Origin of the sequence: Gordonia sp. NPDC058843 (genome assembly GCF_042743165.1) — a bacterium.
In the GTDB taxonomy this organism is placed as follows: Bacteria; Actinomycetota; Actinomycetes; order Mycobacteriales; family Mycobacteriaceae; genus Gordonia.
On the sequence record NZ_JBHYNC010000041.1, the window covers coordinates 28,702 to 45,994 of the forward strand.

At 68.3% G+C, this 17,293-nt stretch carries 17 protein-coding genes; 10 read left to right on the forward strand and 7 right to left on the reverse strand.

The genetic code is table 11. The features are described 5' to 3' along the window. Window positions 1-35 precede the first annotated feature (35 nt). The 3 genes from ACFW3F_RS20740 to ACFW3F_RS20750 all read right to left on the reverse strand — a co-directional run bounded on the left by ACFW3F_RS20740 (window position 36) and on the right by ACFW3F_RS20750 (window position 2,937). Entirely contained in the window at window positions 36-584 is a 549-nt protein-coding gene (locus ACFW3F_RS20740; RefSeq protein ID WP_388060746.1) for an FMN-binding protein, read from the reverse strand. A gap of 68 nt (window positions 585-652) precedes the next feature. Next, entirely contained in the window at window positions 653-2,389 is a 1,737-nt protein-coding gene (locus ACFW3F_RS20745; RefSeq protein WP_388060748.1) for a substrate-binding domain-containing protein, read from the reverse strand. A 110-nt stretch (window positions 2,390-2,499) separates the two neighbouring features. Continuing rightward, entirely contained in the window at window positions 2,500-2,937 is a 438-nt protein-coding gene (locus ACFW3F_RS20750; RefSeq protein WP_388060750.1) for an SRPBCC family protein, read from the reverse strand. Here ACFW3F_RS20750 and ACFW3F_RS20755 point away from each other — a divergent pair. After that, window positions 2,915-3,544 (forward strand): DNA-3-methyladenine glycosylase, encoded by a 630-nt coding sequence (locus ACFW3F_RS20755; protein ID WP_388060752.1) that lies wholly within the window; start codon window positions 2,915-2,917, stop codon window positions 3,542-3,544. The genes ACFW3F_RS20750 and ACFW3F_RS20755 overlap by 23 nt on opposite strands. On the opposite strand, the gene ACFW3F_RS20760 is transcribed toward ACFW3F_RS20755, so the two are convergent. From ACFW3F_RS20760 to ACFW3F_RS20770, 3 genes are read right to left on the reverse strand one after another with little or no spacing between them, the layout of a single operon-like run. Continuing rightward, the gene (locus ACFW3F_RS20760; protein WP_388060754.1) at window positions 3,541-3,792 is read right to left on the reverse strand and encodes an antitoxin; all 252 of its coding nucleotides are present in this window, start codon (window positions 3,790-3,792) and stop codon (window positions 3,541-3,543) included. The two genes, ACFW3F_RS20755 and ACFW3F_RS20760, sit on opposite strands and share 4 nt — an antisense overlap. Before the next feature lie 53 nt (window positions 3,793-3,845). After that, the gene (locus tag ACFW3F_RS20765; RefSeq protein WP_388060756.1) at window positions 3,846-6,344 is read right to left on the reverse strand and encodes an HAD-IC family P-type ATPase; all 2,499 of its coding nucleotides are present in this window, start codon (window positions 6,342-6,344) and stop codon (window positions 3,846-3,848) included. Next, on the reverse strand, window positions 6,341-7,525 hold the full coding sequence (locus tag ACFW3F_RS20770) for an MBL fold metallo-hydrolase (RefSeq protein ID WP_388060779.1): 1,185 nt from the start codon (window positions 7,523-7,525) through the stop codon (window positions 6,341-6,343). The genes ACFW3F_RS20765 and ACFW3F_RS20770 overlap by 4 nt, the downstream gene beginning before the upstream one ends. 105 nt (window positions 7,526-7,630) lie before the next feature. On the opposite strand from ACFW3F_RS20770, the gene ACFW3F_RS20775 reads away from it, so the two are divergent. The 4 genes from ACFW3F_RS20775 to ACFW3F_RS20790 are packed head-to-tail and all read left to right on the forward strand — an operon-like array spanning window position 7,631 to window position 12,000. After that, on the forward strand, window positions 7,631-8,254 hold the full coding sequence (locus ACFW3F_RS20775) for a TetR/AcrR family transcriptional regulator (RefSeq protein WP_388060758.1): 624 nt from the start codon (window positions 7,631-7,633) through the stop codon (window positions 8,252-8,254). Next, a complete protein-coding gene (locus ACFW3F_RS20780) occupies window positions 8,238-9,527 on the forward strand; it encodes an amino acid deaminase/aldolase (RefSeq protein WP_388060760.1) in 1,290 nt (429 codons plus the stop codon). Before ACFW3F_RS20775 ends, ACFW3F_RS20780 begins: the two co-directional genes overlap by 17 nt. Continuing rightward, window positions 9,515-10,846 carry a D-arabinono-1,4-lactone oxidase gene (locus ACFW3F_RS20785; protein WP_388060762.1) on the forward strand — a complete coding sequence of 444 codons (1,332 nt, stop codon included), beginning with the start codon at window positions 9,515-9,517 and terminating at the stop codon, window positions 10,844-10,846. The genes ACFW3F_RS20780 and ACFW3F_RS20785 overlap by 13 nt, the downstream gene beginning before the upstream one ends. 59 nt (window positions 10,847-10,905) lie before the next feature. Continuing rightward, a complete protein-coding gene (locus ACFW3F_RS20790) occupies window positions 10,906-12,000 on the forward strand; it encodes an XdhC family protein (protein ID WP_388060763.1) in 1,095 nt (364 codons plus the stop codon). Window positions 12,001-12,014: 14 nt separating this feature from the next. Here the strand turns inward: ACFW3F_RS20790 and ACFW3F_RS20795 are convergent, their stop codons facing one another. Then, window positions 12,015-12,746: an enoyl-CoA hydratase gene (locus ACFW3F_RS20795; protein ID WP_388060765.1), complete on the reverse strand. Its 732-nt coding sequence runs from the start codon at window positions 12,744-12,746 to the stop codon at window positions 12,015-12,017. A gap of 86 nt (window positions 12,747-12,832) precedes the next feature. On the opposite strand from ACFW3F_RS20795, the gene ACFW3F_RS20800 reads away from it, so the two are divergent. The 5 genes from ACFW3F_RS20800 (at window position 12,833) to ACFW3F_RS20820 (ending at window position 17,131) form a co-directional block, all read left to right on the forward strand. Beyond that, window positions 12,833-13,975 (forward strand): NAD(P)-binding domain-containing protein, encoded by a 1,143-nt coding sequence (locus ACFW3F_RS20800; RefSeq protein WP_388060767.1) that lies wholly within the window; start codon window positions 12,833-12,835, stop codon window positions 13,973-13,975. A gap of 63 nt (window positions 13,976-14,038) precedes the next feature. Then, window positions 14,039-14,371 carry a helix-turn-helix transcriptional regulator gene (locus ACFW3F_RS20805; protein ID WP_388060769.1) on the forward strand — a complete coding sequence of 111 codons (333 nt, stop codon included), beginning with the start codon at window positions 14,039-14,041 and terminating at the stop codon, window positions 14,369-14,371. After that, window positions 14,368-15,012, forward strand: coding sequence for a hypothetical protein (locus ACFW3F_RS20810; RefSeq protein ID WP_388060771.1), 645 nt, complete (start codon window positions 14,368-14,370; stop codon window positions 15,010-15,012). Before ACFW3F_RS20805 ends, ACFW3F_RS20810 begins: the two co-directional genes overlap by 4 nt. Then, window positions 15,009-15,905 carry an ABC transporter ATP-binding protein gene (locus ACFW3F_RS20815; RefSeq protein WP_388060773.1) on the forward strand — a complete coding sequence of 299 codons (897 nt, stop codon included), beginning with the start codon at window positions 15,009-15,011 and terminating at the stop codon, window positions 15,903-15,905. Before ACFW3F_RS20810 ends, ACFW3F_RS20815 begins: the two co-directional genes overlap by 4 nt. After that, window positions 15,902-17,131: an ABC transporter permease gene (locus ACFW3F_RS20820; RefSeq protein WP_388060775.1), complete on the forward strand. Its 1,230-nt coding sequence runs from the start codon at window positions 15,902-15,904 to the stop codon at window positions 17,129-17,131. The genes ACFW3F_RS20815 and ACFW3F_RS20820 overlap by 4 nt, the downstream gene beginning before the upstream one ends. Window positions 17,132-17,293: the final 162 nt, after the last annotated feature.

Genomic DNA, 17,293 nt, shown 5'->3' on the forward strand with positions numbered 1-17,293 from the left:
GTCGAAGGCCCAATGATGGGCCGCGGCAAGGGAGGTCAGGCCTGGGCCTCTTCCTTGATCTGTGTGATCGCCTCGTTGAAACCGCCGGAGGTGAGCGACGAGCCGGACACCTTGTCCACCTCGATCTCGTCGATGTTCTTGCCCACCACGACATCGGAGATCCCGCCGGCGAACTTGCCCTGGTACTCCAGCGACGGGCCCTTGGTCTGGCTGGTGTCCACCGACACCGCGGTGATGACCGAGTTCGACAGCGTGACGGTCACGCCGACACTCTGCGGACCGCCCGGGGAGATGTACTCACCGCGAGCGGTGTACTCACCGTCCTCGTACTCCCCGGAGCCGGCGTCGGCGGTCTCGGTGGCGGCCGAGCTGTCAGCTGTGGTGCCGGTGGTCGATTCGCCCGACCCGGAGTCGTCGGACGAACACGCACCGACGACCAGTCCGACCGCAGCCATGGCCGCGACCACCCCGCCGGTGCGGGCCAGCGCGGACGCACCCCGGGATGGACGAACGGGACGCGGGGAATCGGAGTCGGTGATAGTGCTCGGTTCGAGGGTCTCGGGCGTCATTGTTGTGTACGTCATGCACCAATTGTGCCGATCGCGAGCCCGTTAGTCCCGGCGACGGCGCAGGCGCACCCGAAACGGGCCTTCTAGCGTCCGGCCGCCGCGACCCTCGCCTGGATGGCGTCGACGAACACGGTGCGGATGTCGGCGGCGTTCTCCGCGACATAGGTGGTGCCACCCGTGGCCTCCGCGATCTGCTTGAGCGCATCGGAATCCGCGTCGTCGGAGATACCGATCGTCAGTACCAGCACCGGCCGGGCGGGATCCTCCAGTCGCTTCAGCTCGGCGAGCAGATTGTCGAGGGTGATGCTGTCCGGGTCCTCGTTCTGTCCGTCGGTCATGATGATGACGCTGTTGGAGTAGTTCGGGTCGTAGGTGTCCTGAACCTTCTTGAACGCTGCGAGGGTGGTGTCGTACAGCCCGGTACCGCCACCGAGGTCCGACAGCCCCTCTTCGACGGCCCGGCCGAGCGCGTCACGATGCGTCCCGCTCCCCGAGCGGGCGTCGAGGCGACGGATCGGGGCGAGTTCCTCCCAGTCCTGCCCGGGCCCGCCCTTGTTCACGCTGAACGCCCAGCCGCCGATCATCGTGTTGTTGGGGAAGAGCTTGAGGCCGGTCTGCGAGGCGTCGATCAGCAGGCCTGCCCGGGTGGTCCCGCCGGCCGGCGTCTCCATCGATCCGGAGGTGTCCTGCACGACGAGCGAACGGATCGGCACGCCCAGCACCTGCCACTGCCGCAGCGCCTTGTCGACGGAGGACGGATCGCGCAGCTCGAGTTCCTTGACCGGCTGACCGACGCCGTTCCCGTCGGCGTCGCGGTATCCCGAGTCGGCCAGCGCCGCCCGTCCGGCGTCGGTGTCCAGAGCGGCCACGAGGGCTGCCCCCGCGTCGGCGGACGCCTGCTGTCGGGCCGCGGGTGCCGTGTTGACCAGCGGGTAGTCGAGCATCACGGTGCCGGCCGCGGGGATCGTCGAGGTCAGCCGGGAACCCTGATGGGTTCGCATGAACAGATCGAACTGTTGCTCGGTGGTGACCACCGGCACCTCGGACGTGTTGGCCAGGTTGAGTCGTGTGCCCTCGTTGTCGTTGGCCAGACGCGCGTTGTTCTGCTGGATGGCGAGGATGGTCATCGCCTCGGTGAAGTCCTCGTCGGCCAGTTCGCCGGAGTCGACCGCAGCGAGCGCGCCGATGATCGGCGCGTCCCCGGTGCTGGTGTCCACGGGGCTCCCGGTCCGCAGATTCGGCAGCTTCATGACCTCGACCCAGGTACCCAGTTCGGGCACGTCGGTGCCGGCGACGACGGTCGGGGTCGATGCGATCGACGGCGAGACCAGGTCGAGTTCACGACGCACCTGGGTCGTCACGCGGCGGGCCTGCACCTGCGAGTCGGCGACCCAGAGATCCGGCGCGGCGGCGCCCTGCGTGAGCAGCCCGGGCACATCCGCGCCCGCCGCCGTCTGCACGTCGTAGTCGAAACAGGAATCCGCGGACGCCTGACGTGCCACCTCGCGAAGGGGACCTGTCATCGCCGAGTCCGACGCGACGGCCACCCGGGTCCGTTCACCGCAGCCACCCGAACCCGTCTGCCAGATGATGACGCCGGTGACCAGGGCGACGACGACCAGCAGAACGGCACCCGCCCACAGCCATCCCCCGCGATGACCCCCGTCGGTGTTGCGATGCTCGAAACCGAAGTCGTCATCGCGTCCCGATCGGGAGTTGTCCGACGGCGACTGGGCACGCGGCGAGACCTCCCCACCTGTCCGGTCGTTCTCGTTCCACTCGTTTCCGGCGCGATCGGCACCGGAGCTGTGTCGCCCCATGGTTTTTCTTCCGTTCCCCTCGTACGGCGGTCTGCAGACCTGCCTCTCGCGTGGCCGCCGCGCGACGCATCGACGCATCGGCGGTCGCGGCCTGCACGCTCACGCGTGGCTCAGCCGAACACCTCGCGGAACTTCAGCAGTGACTTACGCAGATCCCCCGATACCGCCATGGCCGCGGTCTTGCCCACGGGCCCGATCAGCGGCAGCCCACCCAGATCAACAGTGAAGGTTACTTCCGATCCGCTCGAAGTGGGAGTGATGCCCAGATCCAGCTTGGCCTTGACCCCGCCTTTGCCGTTCCCCTTGAGGCGGACGTGCGACAACGGTTCGAACTTCTCGACCACCCAGTCGAAGCGGACACGGGTGCCCTTGACCTTCACGATCGACGAGATCTCGGTCCCTTTGCCCAGTTCGGCGGCTGCCGGGATCGGGCTGCGCCACGCCTCGTGGATCACCAGCCACTCGCCGTACCGCGAGAGATCCGACGCCGCGGCCCAGGTATCTTCCGGTGACAGATCAACGTCGATGGAGTCACTCGTCTTTGCCATGATCCAAGAGAGTAGTGCCCGGCCCTCCGCTGCCGAACAGGCACGTTCACTGCTGGGCTCGCACCTGACCGGGCACGGGGTGACGATCCGCCTGACCGAGGTCGAGGCCTACGCCGGTCCCGACGACCCGGCCTCGCATGCCTTCACCAGAACAGCTCGCTCGGAGATCATGTACGGACCGCCGGACCGGCTGTATGTCTATCGCATCCACGGTCACCACTGCGCGAACGTCGTCGTCGCCGGTCCCGGCCCTGCGGCGGCGATCCTGCTGCGCGCGGGCGTGGTGGTCGACGGCACCGAACTGGCCCGCTTCCGCCGCGTCGCGACCCGCACCGGGGCGATCCCCGACGACCGGTTGGCGAGCGGCCCCGGCAACCTGTGCCGTGCCCTGGGGATCACGATGGCCGACCTCGACACCGACCTCACCGACGCATCGACGCCGGTCACCCTCGAATCCGGTGCGCCGCACCCCGGCGAACGCGTGGTCGCGGGTCCGCGGGTCGGCGTCCGCCGGGCCGCCGATCGCCAGTGGCGGTTCTGGATCGACGGGGACCCGACGGTGTCGGCGTATCGCCGACACCCACGGCGGGTGCGTGAGCCGTTCTAGCGCTGCGGGTTACCCGGATTCTGGTGTCCCGGATTCTGGTGACCCGGATTCTGGTGACCCGGGTTCTGGTGCCCCGGGTTCTGCTGGGGTGAACCGACGGCCTTGCGCACGGCGTCCTGCGCCTTGTCGACCTGACCCGAGTACTTGTTCTTGGTGACCTTGTCGATGGCGTCGCCGCCCTTCTCGATCAGGTTCGGGTTCTTCTGCAGCGTGGCCCTGGCCTTGTTGACGAGTCCCTTGAGATCCATGATGTCTCCTCTGATCGACGCGCCGGAAGTCTTCCGGCGGCTTGCCGCAGATTCTATCCGTCCGACGTGAGCGCCCCGTCGCGCTGCGTTTCGTCCCCATGCGCGGCGATCCATCGGGGCGCTACTCGCGAGACGACCTCGACGCACGCGATACCGACCGCCGCCGAGACCAGGGCCACCGAGTTCATCCCCCAGTTCGACGAGTCGAGCCGGAAGAGGTCCTGGGTGAACGGCCACGCGAAGATCAGTACGTAGGCACCGGCGGAGACCGCGAGCAGAACGACCTTCCACCAGTTGTAGGGGCGCGCGACGACCGCCAGCACGTAGACCGCGATGGCGATCAGCGTCATCAGTGCCGCGGTGGCGGCCTGCGTCTGCGCGGGCGACATCTCGACGGCATCCCCGCCCACCTCGACACCGGCACCACCGGGGTTGACGAGCACATACGTCGCGAAGGTGCACAGACCGACGATGATCCCGTTGGGTACCGCGCTCAGCAGCACCCGGCGCACGAATCCCCGACGAGCACGCTCGTTGTTGGGGGCCAGCGACAGCACGAAGGCGGGGATGCCGATGGTGAACCATGCCGAGATCGTCACGTGGATCGGCTGGAACGGATAGCTGAGCGGATCGGACCCGAACACCGCGCCGAGCAGTCCGCCGATACCGACGAACAAGGCGAGCAGGACCGCGTACACGGTCTTGGTGAGGAACAGGTTGGAGACGCGCTCGATGTTGCCGATCACCCGCCGGCCCTCGCCCACCACGTACGGAAGTGTGGCGAACTTGTTGTCCAGCAACACGATCTGGGCCACCGACCGGGCCGCCGAGCTGCCCGAACCCATTGCGACGCCGATGTCGGCGTCCTTGAGCGCGAGGACGTCGTTGACGCCGTCGCCGGTCATCGCGACAGTGTTGTCCCGCGACTGCAACGCCTTGACCATGGCGCGCTTCTGATCGGGCCGCACCCGCCCGAACGTCACACCGTGTTCGACGACATCGGCGAGTGCGCTTGTGTCCGAGGGCAACTCACGCGCATCCACCGAGGTCTCGGCCGATCCGAGGCCGAGGGACGCGGCCACCGCACCGACCGAGCGGGCGTTGTCACCGGAGATGACCTTCACCGCCACATGCTGCTGGTCGAAGTACTCGATCGTGCCGCGAGCATCGGGCCGGACCCGTTGTTCGAGGACCACGAGGGCCACCGGCGACACTGTCCCCGGCGCAACCTGACCCGGCGCGGGTTCGGTGTCGACGGGCACGTCGGTGCAGGCGAGCAGCAGTACGCGGAGTCCGGTGGCGCCGATGTCGGAGGCGAGGCGGGCCGTCTCGCCCTGCGGGTCGAGGAGGACATCGGGCGCACCGATCAGCCAGTGCCCGCTGTCGGTCCCGGCCGCCGGGCCCGAGCCCTTTCCGCGGAACGACACCCCGCTCCACTTGGTGGCCGAGGTGAACGGTTTGATGGCGGTCACCGTCCAGTCCGGAGCCACCGGATGGGCCTCGGCGACGGCGATCATGCTGGCGTTGGGGCGCGGATCGTGAGCGGCGAGCGCGGCCAGCACCTGCGCCGCGGCCTCGGCCGGCACCGCCCCGAGGGTCCGTACCTCGGCCAGCCGCATCCCGTTCTCGGTCAGGGTGCCGGTCTTGTCCGCACAGACCACGTTGACGCGCGCGAGTCCCTCGATGGCCGGGAGTTCGTTGACCAGGCACTGCCGCCGACCGAGACGCACGACGCCCACCGCGAAGGCGATCGAGGTCATCAGGACGAGCCCCTCGGGCACCATGGGCACCAGCGCGGCGACCATTCCCAACAGCGACCGCCGCAACCCGTTGTCGCTGATGAAGAGCTGATTGACGATGGTCAGGACGCCGGCCGGGATCAGCAACCAGGTGATGACCCGCAGGATCTGGTCGATCCCCGACCGCAGTTCCGAGGACACAAGGGTGAACTTCGACGCCTCGGCGGCGAGTTGGGCCGCGTAGGCGTCGGCCCCGACTCTCGTGGCGCGGTAGGCACCGCCGCCTGCGACCACGAAACTGCCCGAGAGCACCGCGGCACCCGGGTCCTTGTCGATCGGGTCGGCCTCGCCGGTGAGCAGCGACTCGTCGACGTCGAGCGCGGTCGCCTCGACCACCTCGCCGTCGACGACGATCTGGTCGCCCGCACCGATCTCGATGATGTCGTCGAGCACCACCTCGTCCGGCGGCACCTCGCTCACCGTGCCGTCGCGCCGAACCCGTGGCCGGGTCTGGCCGACGATCGCGAGCTTGTCCAGGGTGCGCTTGGCGCGGATCTCCTGGATGATGCCGATGCCCGAGTTGGCGATGATCAGCAGACCGAACAGTCCGTTGATGAGCGATCCGGTGAACACGACGATCGCGAACAAGACCCCGAGGATCGCATTGATCCGGGTGAAGACATTCGCGCGCACGATGTCCGACACACTGCGTCCGGACCGGTCGGGCAACGCGTTGACCTGACCGTCGGCGACCCGCTGTGCGACCTGGGCCGCGGTGAGACCGGGACTGGCGATCCCCGTCGACGCGCTCACGCCGAGGCCTCCCACCAACCGGGGTGTGCCATACCGCTACCGGTTCGGTGTGTGAGGTCGATCGAGCCGCCCGGTTGCGGGACCAGGATGGTCGGCGTATCCGGTCGTGAGTCCGCCAGCAGCCGCGCGATGGGCTCCCCCCAGGGATGGCGGGCGAGAGTGAACGTCCCCCAGTGGATCGGGACCAGAACCGAGTCGGATCCCGAACCGGGCGAGACCATCCGGTGCACCGCGAGCGCCTCCTCCGGGTTCACGTGGATGTCCGGCCACATCACGTCGTAGGCGCCGACGGCGATGAGGGTGAGGTCGAACGGGCCGAGGCGGGCGCCGGCCTCTTCGAAACGTTCACTGTGGCCGGTGTCCCCGGAGAAGAAGACCTTGTGATCCCGGCCGGCGATCGCCCAGCTGCCCCACTGGGTGAGGTTCCGCTCCAGCCTCCGGCCCGAGAAGTGCCGCGCCGGACCACAGGTGAACCGCAGCTCGCCCGCACCGGTCGTCACGACCACCTCATCCCACCAATCCGCCTGCCGGATGCGATCTTCGGCGATACCCCACGAGGCGAGGTGCGCGCCGACCCCGATCGTCGTGACGAACACGGCGTCGGGCTGCTCGGCCGCGATGGTGGTGACGGTGGTCATGTCGAGGTGGTCGTAGTGATCGTGACTGATCAGGACGACGTCGAGGGGCGGCAACTCCGACGGAGACAGCGGTGCCTCATGCATCCGCGCAGGACCCACGAGTTGGCTCGGCGAACAGCGACGGCTCAGAACAGGATCGGTGATGATGCGCGCGCCGTCGACCTCGACGACGGCGGTGGCATGACCGAGCCAGGTGACGGCGAGGTCGGCCGGCGCGTCGAAACGCGGGACCGTGACCATGATCGGCCGGCGCGGGCGGCCGGGGCGCCGCGCCATGTCGGTGAGGACCTGCAGGCTCGGATCGGCCGGCGACGGGGGTTCCGGGTTGTCGAAGGCGCCGTCGCGCAGGTGGGGGCTCTGCCGCACGTGCGGCGCTATCTCGGCGCGGGAGGCGCCGAGCGCACGGGCGGGGCCGAGTCCCTCGGCGGCGAGCCGCCCGACGACGACGTCGGTCACCGCGACTCCCGCCGAGCCCATGCGCGCGAGAACGTCGCGGCGCAGGTGGTTGGTACCTTTACTGCCGGTCGTGGAGGTCACGTTCACACAGTAGTGCGTGAAGCGCATTGTGCGCCTCACCGGCACTGATAGGCTGCGGCGAGCATTGTCCACCGAGCATGCGCCGGCGCATGTGGTCAGAAAGTTACCGCAGTGGCACGGATGTCCGTCGACCAACGTCGAAGCGCGCTCATCGAATCGGCGTACCGCGTGATCGCCGATCACGGGGTCGAGGGCGCGACGACCCGTCGCATCTGCGCCCACGCCGGGATGCCGCTGGCGAGTTTCCACTACGCGTTCGAGAGCCGTACCGCACTGTTGTGCGCGGTGATGGAGACGGCCGTCCCCATCGACATCGAGCGCATGCTGCACGCCGTGTTGCCGGCCGCCGACTACGGACCCGAACCGGGTCTGGAGACGATCCGGCTGAGCATGGTGCGCCAGTTCGAGGCGTTCTACGACCTGCTCAAAGCCGATCCGGGTCGGATGCAGGCGGCCATCGCCCTCGGCATCTATGCCCACAACCACCCGGAGCTGCAGCAGATCGGCAGGCACATGTACGAGCAGCTCTACCGGGTGGCCTCGGCGGGGCTGCAGTCGATGGCCGACCTCACACCGATCGTGTGGACCACGCCGGTCGAGGATCTCGGCCCGCTGATCATCGCGGCGACCAACTCCATCACCCTCGTCTACCTGAGTACCGCCGACGACAAGGTCGTCGACGCGATCATCCGCTCGATCTGCGATCAACTCATGACCTATGTCAGTTTCGAATGAGGCCCCCGACGAGTCCCCGGTGAACCGGACGACGCCCACCAGGTGGCTGACCGATCCCGAATCCCATTGGGCGGCACTGGACCAGGCAGTCCGCGAGGCGGGCCTCGACGCGCCGGTCCTCGCGCTCGATCGGACCGCCCTGGAGCACAACGTCGCCGACCTCACCCGGCGTTCGGCGGGTGTCCCCATCCGGCTGGCCACGAAGTCCGTTCGGGTGCGGTCGATCATCGACGACATCGTCGGGCGCACCGGTTTCGCCGGCGTACTGGCCTACGATCTCGCCGAGGCGCACTGGCTCTCGACGAGTTCGGGGATCGGCGACGTGCTGATGGGTTATCCCAGCGTGCGGCGGGATGCGCTGGCGGCCTTCGCCGCCGACGAGATCGCGACGCGTCGGGTCAGCGTGCTCGTCGACTCCGTCGACCAGCTCGACATCATCGATGCCGTCGTCCCCGCCGGCACCCGACCGCCGATCCGCGTCGCCATCGACCTCGACGCGTCGTACCGCCTGCTCGGCGGGCGAGTGCACATCGGCGTGCGCCGCTCCCCGGTGCACTCGCGCCGCGACGCACTCGAACTCGCTCGAATCATCGTGGCGCGTCCCGGTTTCGACCTCGTCGGGGTCATGTCCTACGAAGCGCAGGTGGCCGGCGTCGCCGACGCGGTGCCGGGCCGGACGCCGGCCAACCGCGCCGTCCGCGCGATGCAGCGCCGCTCGATGGGCGAGTTGCGCAGGCGACGCGGCAAGGTGATCACCGAACTGCGCCGGCTCGCCGATCTGGAGTTCGTCAACGCAGGCGGCACCGGGTCCCTCGAGGAGACCGCACGCGACCGCGCGGTCACCGACATCGCTGCGGGCAGCGGGCTGTTCGGCGGCCACCTGTTCGACGGTTATGCACGGTTTCGACCTGCTCCGGCACTGTCCTTCGGTCTCGACGTCGTCCGGCGTCCGGCTCCCGGGATCGTGACCTGTGCGGGCGGCGGCTGGATCGCGTCCGGCCCGCCTGCCGCCGACCGGTTGCCGAAACCGGTGTGGCCGCAAGGACTCACCTACGTCGGCACCGAGGCGGCCGGCGAGGTGCAGACCCCGCTGCGGGGTGCGGCCGCCGACGAGATCGCCATCGGTGCCCGGGTGTGGTTCCGGCACACCAAATCCGGCGAGGTGTGCGAACGAGCCCGCGAGGTCGCGATCATCGACCGAGATGACGCCGGGCGCGCGGTGGTGAGCGAGGTCGTGCCGACCTACCGAGGAGAGGGCAAGTGCTTCCTGTGAACGCGACCGCTGCGCGCTCGACGCACGCCTGGCGCAACTGGGGCGGTACTGCCGTTTGCACGCCGAACCGCGTGCTCAGCCCGTCGAGTGCCACCGAGATCGCCGACATCGTCGGCGAGGTGGCCACACGCGGCGGCACGGTGAAGACCGTCGGTGCGGGACACAGCTTCTCCCCCATCGCCGTGGCCGACGACGTGCAACTCGAACTCTCGGGCCTGCGCGGTCTGGTTGCGGTCGACGGTCATCGGGTGACTCTGCGCGCCGGCACCCATCTTCACGAGATCCCCGGATTGCTCGCACCGTTCGGGCTCGCGATGACCAATCTCGGCGACGTCGACCGACAGACCATCGCCGGCGCCACCTCCACCGGAACGCACGGCACCGGACTCGCCTTCGGCGGCATCAGCACCCAGATCGTCGGCGCGACACTGGTCACCGGCACCGGCGATCTCGTCACCCTCACCTCCGCCGACTCCGACCTGCAGGCAGTCGCGCTCGGACTCGGGGCGCTCGGGGTCGTCGTCGAGCTCACCATCGAATGCGTGGACGAGTTCCGGTTGCACGCCGTCGAGGGTCCCGAGACGGCAGATACCGCGATCGCCGCGTTCCTCGATCGGGTGCAGGCGTCCGACCACCACGAGTTCTACTTCTTCCCGCACACCGACTGCGCTCTGGTGAAGACCAACACACGGGTCGGCGCCGACACACCCGTCAGCGGACCGTCCCGCATCAAGCGCTACATCGACGACGAGTTGCTGAGCAACAAGACCCTCCGGCTCCTGTGTGAGATCGGCTCTCGGGCACCGCGTCTGGTCCCGGCGATCAACGGTGTCATCGGTCGCGCACTGTCGCCGCGCGAGCTGACCGACTCCTCGACCCGGATCTTCGTCTCCGACCGCGACGTGCGGTTCCGGGAGATGGAGTACGCCATCGACCTCGACGCCGTCCCGGAGGCGCTGCGCGAGATCCGCGCGTTGCTCGACCGGCGCGAATACCTGGTCAGCTTCCCCATCGAGGTCCGTGCCGCCGCCGCCGACGACCTCATGCTCTCCACCGCATCCGGACGCACCAGCGGTTACATCGCTGTCCACCGTTACCATCGCGACGATCCCGCCGACTCCGACGCCTACTTCGCCGACGTCGAAGCAATCCTGACCGGCTTCGGCGGACGTCCGCACTGGGGCAAGATGCACACCCGTGACGCCGAGTATCTCAGCGGCGTCTACCCCCGATTCGACGAATTCCTCTCAGTGCGTGAGCGTTACGACCCGTCCCGGGTGTTCACCAACGATTACCTCCGCCGGGTGCTGGGCGACTAGCGCCGGGCGTTGCACGGCAAACCTGGCCGGGACCGTGATCGTCTGGTCCACTGGAGTACATGCGCGACGTCCTGCGGTCCCTGATCGACCTCCTCGACAGCGATGACGCGCGTCCTGTCGCGCTCTGCCGGGTCGTCGGCACGTCGGGATCGGCACCCCGCGAGCTGGGCGCCGCGATGATCGTGACCGAGGACGACACCGTCATCGGCTCGGTGTCGGGCGGGTGCGTCGAATCCGCACTCGTTCACAGTGCACGCGACGTCCTGACCAGCGGGGTTGCGGTGGTCGAACACTACGGGGTCGACGATCCCGACGATCCCGCGCCAGGCCTCACCTGCGGTGGGCAGATCGAGGTCCTCGTCGAGCGTGTGGCGCCGACCGCCGAGCGCCGTCGGCACCTGAGACGCCTCATCACGGCACTCGACGACGACGAACCGATCTCCTGGGCGACGACTCTCACCGACGATCCCGAGTGGTATCTGGCGACTCCGGCGTCCCAGCCGTCGTGGCGCCGGCTCGACCGCGATGTCGCCGACCTCCTGACAACCGGCCGCAGCGGACTGATCGGGGTCGACGACTGCGATGCCCCGTCCGACGACCGTCCCCGGACCTTCGTGCAGACCTTCGGGCCGTCAGCCAGGCTGATCCTGGTCGGCGCCAACGACTTCGTGCGCGCACTCAGTTCGCTTGGGACGAGTCTCGGGATGCGGGTGACGGTCGTCGACGCTCGACCGGTGTTCGCGACCCGCGCACGCTTCCCCGATGCCGACGAGGTCGTCGTCGCGTGGCCGGATCGCTACCTGGCGACCCAGATCCGGGAGGGCCGAATCGGCGCATCGACCGCGATCTGCGTGATGACGCACGATCCGAAGTTCGACGTCCCGACGCTGGCGATCGCGCTGGCGTCACCGACGCTCGGCTTCATCGGCGCACTCGGGTCACGGCGGACGGTCGACGACCGCAACCAGCGCCTTCGCGATGCGGGCATCACCGACGAACAGCTCGAGCGCCTGCGTTCACCCCTGGGCCTCGACCTCGGTGGGCACACCCCCGGCGAGGCAGCCGTGGCCATCGCGGCACAGTTGATCGCCGAGCGGCACCGCGCGACCGCCAAGCCCCTTCACACCGGCGACGGACCCATTCACCGCCGGTAGGCGCCGAGCCGGGCTCAGGACCCGACGAACCGGGGCGCGCGCTTCTCGGCGCGGGCCGCCCGGCCCTCCTGCACATCGTCGCTCTCCCACGCGCGCAGCATCGCCGCCGCCCTGTCCTCCGGGGCAACATCGCGGGCACCGTCGCCGTTGAGGACGAGCTTGTAGTGCTGCAATGTGAGCGGGGCGAGGTCGGCGATGGTGTGCGCCCAGTGCTGCGCATCCGTGAGATCGCCGATGCGGTTGGCGAACCCGAGCGTGTGCGCGCGGTCGGCGGTCAACGGGTCGCAGCCGATCAGCATCCCGCGCGCCTGGCCTGCCCCCACCAGCGACACCAGCCGCCGGATCGTCCATTCATCCACGGCAACACCGATTTTGGCGGCGGGGATGCCGGCGATCGCGTCCGGCGCCATGACCCGGAGGTCGGCGGCCATCGCCAGCTGCAGACCCGCCCCGATGGCCGAGCCGTTCAGCGCCGCGATGACGGGCACCGGCGCGGCCTCGATCCGCTGCAGCGTCGCGACCAGATTGTCGAGGAAACCCTTGTCGTACACGGGGCCCGACAGGTCGGCGCCGGCGCTGAACACCGGTCCCCGCCCCGTCACCACGATGGCGCGCGCACCGGCGTCGAGCGCGGCGACGAACGCGCCGGACAGGCCGGACAGCATCTCGTCGTTCAGGGCGTTGCGCTTGTCGACCCGGTCCAGCTCGATCGTGACTACCGACCCGTCGGTGGTGGAGTGGATCATGGGCCCCAACCCTACCGACCGCACCCTCGCAGTTGGTCGTGACAGCGGCACGGCGTGAACGCGGTCGGTCGTGACAAGGTGGTGACGTGCAGATCTCCCGGACCGGCGCACAGCCCGCTCGACATTCGGATGTGTTGATCATCGGCGGCGGACAAGCCGCCCTGTCGGCGGCCTACTTTCTCCATCGCTTCGGTCTCGGTGATCGCTATCAGATGCTCGACCACGCCCCCGGACCCGGCGGTGCGTGGCAGTTCCGGTGGCCGACGCTGACCCTCGCCACCGCCAACCGCGTCCACGACCTGCCGGGCTGGGGCCTGGTCGAGGCGCTCGGACTGGATTGCGACGAGCTGCCCGCCGCCACCGCCGTCCCCGACTACTTCGGCAGATACGAAGAGAAGTTCGGCCTGACCGTCCATCGTCCCGTGCATGTGCGCTCGGTGCGTCGCGAAGGGGACGGCTTCCGTACCGAGCTGGGCGACGGCAGTTCGGTCACGTCGAACCTGATCGTCAACGCCACGGGTACCTGGGACCGACCGTTCATCCCGCACATCCCCGGGGCCGCCGACTTCCGCGGCCGGCAGTTGCACACCCACGACTACACCACGCCCGGCGACTTCGCGGGCAAGCGCGTCCTGGTGGTCGGCGCGGGCATCTCCGCGATCCAGTTGCTGATCGAGATCGCCCGCGAGGCGCACGACAGTGAGACCTTCTGGTGTTCCCGCCGAGAGCCGGTCTTCAACCCCGAACCGTTCACTCCGGCGCAGGGTCGCGAGGCCGTCGCACGTGTCGAACGCCGCGTACGCGCCGGCCTCCCGCCCACGTCGGTGGTGTCGGTGACCGGGCTGGCGCTCACACCCTCGATAGCAGCGGCAAGGCGGGACGGAATCCTGTCGTGGCGTCCGATGTTCACCCGCATCACCGAGACCGGCGTCTGTTGGGACTGCGGCTCCGCCTCATCCGGACACTCGGACGACTTCACCCACTTGGACGTCGACGTCATCTTCTGGAACACCGGATTCCGTAGCGCCATAGACCACCTCGCCCCGTTGCGCCTGCGGGCGCCGGGCGGGGGCATCACCATGACGGGTCGCCTCGCGACGGTCGTCGATGCCGACCCGCGGATTCAGTTGCTGGGCTACGGCCCGTCGGCGTCGACGATCGGAGCCAATCGCGCCGGGCGCGAGGCCGCCCGGGTCGCCGCGGAACTCCTGGGAGTGACGGCGCGCTGACTCTGGACATCGTTTCATTGCCAGCACTTGACAGGATGTTGTGTTTTCACAACACTAGATCAGGTGAGTCCAATACGCCGTGGGGAAAAGCTCCCCATCTACAACCGCATCGGCGTGCTGCGCGCGGAACGCGGGATGTCGCGAGCAGAACTCGCGGCGGCCGTCGGCATCAACGTTCAGTCGGTGGGCGCACTCGAACGCGGCGACAACTACCCCAGCCTCGATCTCGCATTCCGCATCTGCGATGTCTTCGACCTGCCGGTCGAGGCAGTGTTCAGTCGGCGCGAGTTCGGCGCCATGTCCGCAGCGCTCTACCGGCGCGAACCGTCCCCGACCTCGCCCGGCGCACAACCCGTCCCCAGCATCCACACCGACGACACCGGAGGTGAACGATGACCGATCCGTACTCGGCCATCCCCGAAGAGGCCACGCCAGCCCTGTGGCGCCGCTACGAGGAGTGGCGTGGGCAGCGGCACCAGGAGTTCAACGACAAGAACGCCCATCGCCTCACCTCGTGGCGAACCCGGCGCACGTTCCGCCGACTGGTGCTCATCCAGACGTTCTTCGCAATTCTCCTCCTCATCAGTTCGGTCATCGCCTTCTTCACGAACAAATGGTTCCTCGTCCCCTTCATCATCGGGCTGCTGGGGATCATCACGACGCTCTACCTGCTCCGCGTCGTGACCGGATCGATCGCCGACACTCCGGTCACCGCGCTCGACGAGATGCAAGTGGCACAACGAAACTCGGCGCGCTCCATCGGCTTCACCGTCTTGTACTGCCTGATGTTCATCCCATACGCGATACTGATCGTCCTCAGTTTCCGGGACGAGGTGCCCGGGCAGGCCGTCTACGGCGCGGCCGTCCTGCTCATCTCGCTCGTCCTGGCGGCGATCTGCGTGCCCTCCATGCTCACCGCCTGGTGGATGGCCGATCCCGATCCGGAAGATCTCGAAGCGTTGCACCGCGAACACACCACCCGTCCCACCACGTCAGCAACGACCACGACCACCGAGAGTGAGGAGAGTGCGCCGTGACCGCACCATTGATCGTCGACGGGCTCCACAAACGCTATGGAGACCTCGTCGCATTGCGTGACATGACCTTTGCCGTCGATCCCGGCGAGATCTTCGGCTTCGTCGGCAGCAACGGCGCCGGCAAATCCACGACCATGCGGATCATCCTCGGCGTACTGGCGGCCGATGCCGGCGAGGTCCGCCTGGGCAACGATCCGATCGACCTCGACCTGCGCCGACGGATCGGGTACATGCCCGAGGAACGCGGCCTGTATCCCAAGATGAAGGTGGGCGAGCAGCTGACCTTCCTCGCACGGCTGCACGGAATGTCGGCCGCCGAGGCCCAGGACTCCGTGAAGCGATGGACCGACCGCCTCGGCGTGGGTACCCGCTACGACGACAACGTCGCCGACCTCAGCCTGGGCAACCAGCAACGCGTCCAGCTCGCCGCAGCCCTGGTCCACGACCCCAGCGTCCTGGTACTCGACGAACCCTTCTCGGGGCTGGATCCGGTCGCCGTCGACGTGATGAGCGACGTGCTCAAAGAGAAGGCAGCCGAGGGCATCCCGGTCATCTTCTCCTCGCACCAGCTCGACCTCGTGCAGCGACTCTGCAATCGTGTGGGCATCATCGCGCGCGGCGAGATGCGTGCGCTCGGCACCGTCGACGACCTGCGCGCGCGTGAGGGCATCACCCTCGAGATCACCGGGCCGCGAGCCGATGTCGCGTGGGCCGACACCCTCCCCGGTGTGCGTCGCGTCGACTACGGCGAGACCACCCGCCTCCTCATCGATCCCGACGTCGCCGACGATCAGCTGATCCTGTCGACCGCGCTCCAGAACGGGCCGGTGCACCGGTTCGCGACCTCGACACCCTCCCTGACCGACCTGTTCCGAGAGGTGGTATCCGCATGACCACGCTACCCGACACCCCGGTGGCCGCCACCGGATCCGATCCCAGAGCCTCTGCCGCACAGGCGATACGACTCGTCGCCGGCCGCGAGATCGCCACTCGCGCCAAGACGAAGTCCTTCGTCGTCAGCACCGCCCTGCTGATGATCGTCATCGTCGCCGGCGCCATCATCATCAACCTGTTCTCCGGCGGCGACGACACCGAGAAGGTCGCCGTCGTCGGCCAGCCATCGGCCGTCACCGAGTCCATCGTGGCGGTCGGCGAAGCGTCCGGCACGACCATCGCCACCGAACCGGCCGACACCGTCGAGCAGGCGCGAGAACGAGTCACCAGCGGCGACGTGGCGGCCGCACTCGTCCCCGGCGAGACACCCGGCTCGTATGTGATCATCAGCAAGAGCAGTCCCGACCCGACCGTCGAGGGTCCCATCAGAACCGCCGTGTCACAGGCGAATCTGTCGGCTGCGCTGGCCGAGCGAGGCATCGATGCCACGGCGCTGCCCACCGTCGACATCACGGTCTCGCAAACCGAACCAGACAAACCCGACGAGGGTCAGCGCCTGTTGATCGCGATGGTCGGAGTGGTGCTGCTCGTCACCGCGATCATGATGGGCGGCACGATGGTCGCCGTCGGCGTCGTCGAAGAGAAGACATCGCGCGTCGTGGAGCTACTCCTGGCAACGATCAAACCGTTGCATCTGTTGTGGGGCAAGATCATCGGCATCGGAGTCGTCGCCCTCGGACAGGTGGTCCTACTCGGCGCCACCGCCCTGATCGCGGGCACCGCCACCGGAATCCTCACCCTCCCCGGCGCCGCCATCGGGATGTTTGCTGCGGTCATCGCCTGGTTCCTCCTCGGCTTCCTGTTCTTCTCCTCGCTCTATGCGGCGACCGGGGCCATCGTCTCCCGGCAGGAAGAACTGAACTCGTCGTCGGCGCCGCTGACGTTCCTCGCGGTCGCCGTGCTGTACTCGGGCATCTTCGGAGTGCAGGCGATGGATTCGACGCTGATCGAGGTCCTCAGCTGGATACCGCCGTTCAGTGCGGCACTCATGCCGATGCGCATCGCGACCGGGGACACCGACGCCGTCCAGATCATCGTGACCTTCGGCCTGATGGGCGCTGCGTGTGCGGCAGCCACCTGGATCGCAGCGCGGATCTACCAGAGGTCCATCCTGCGCACCGGTTCGCGCATCGGCTGGGGTGAGGTGCTCAAGCTCGCGCGCTGAGCACCCCCTGCTCCCTGAGGTGCGAGCGAAGCCTCCGCCTCTGCTTCCATCCGAAAGAACCGCATAGCCCCTGCTCCCTGAGGTGCGAGGAGCGCAAGCCGCCGGGCCGAGCAAGCGACGAAGGAGCGCGTCGAGGTCGACGAGCCTCGAAGGGCCTGGTGA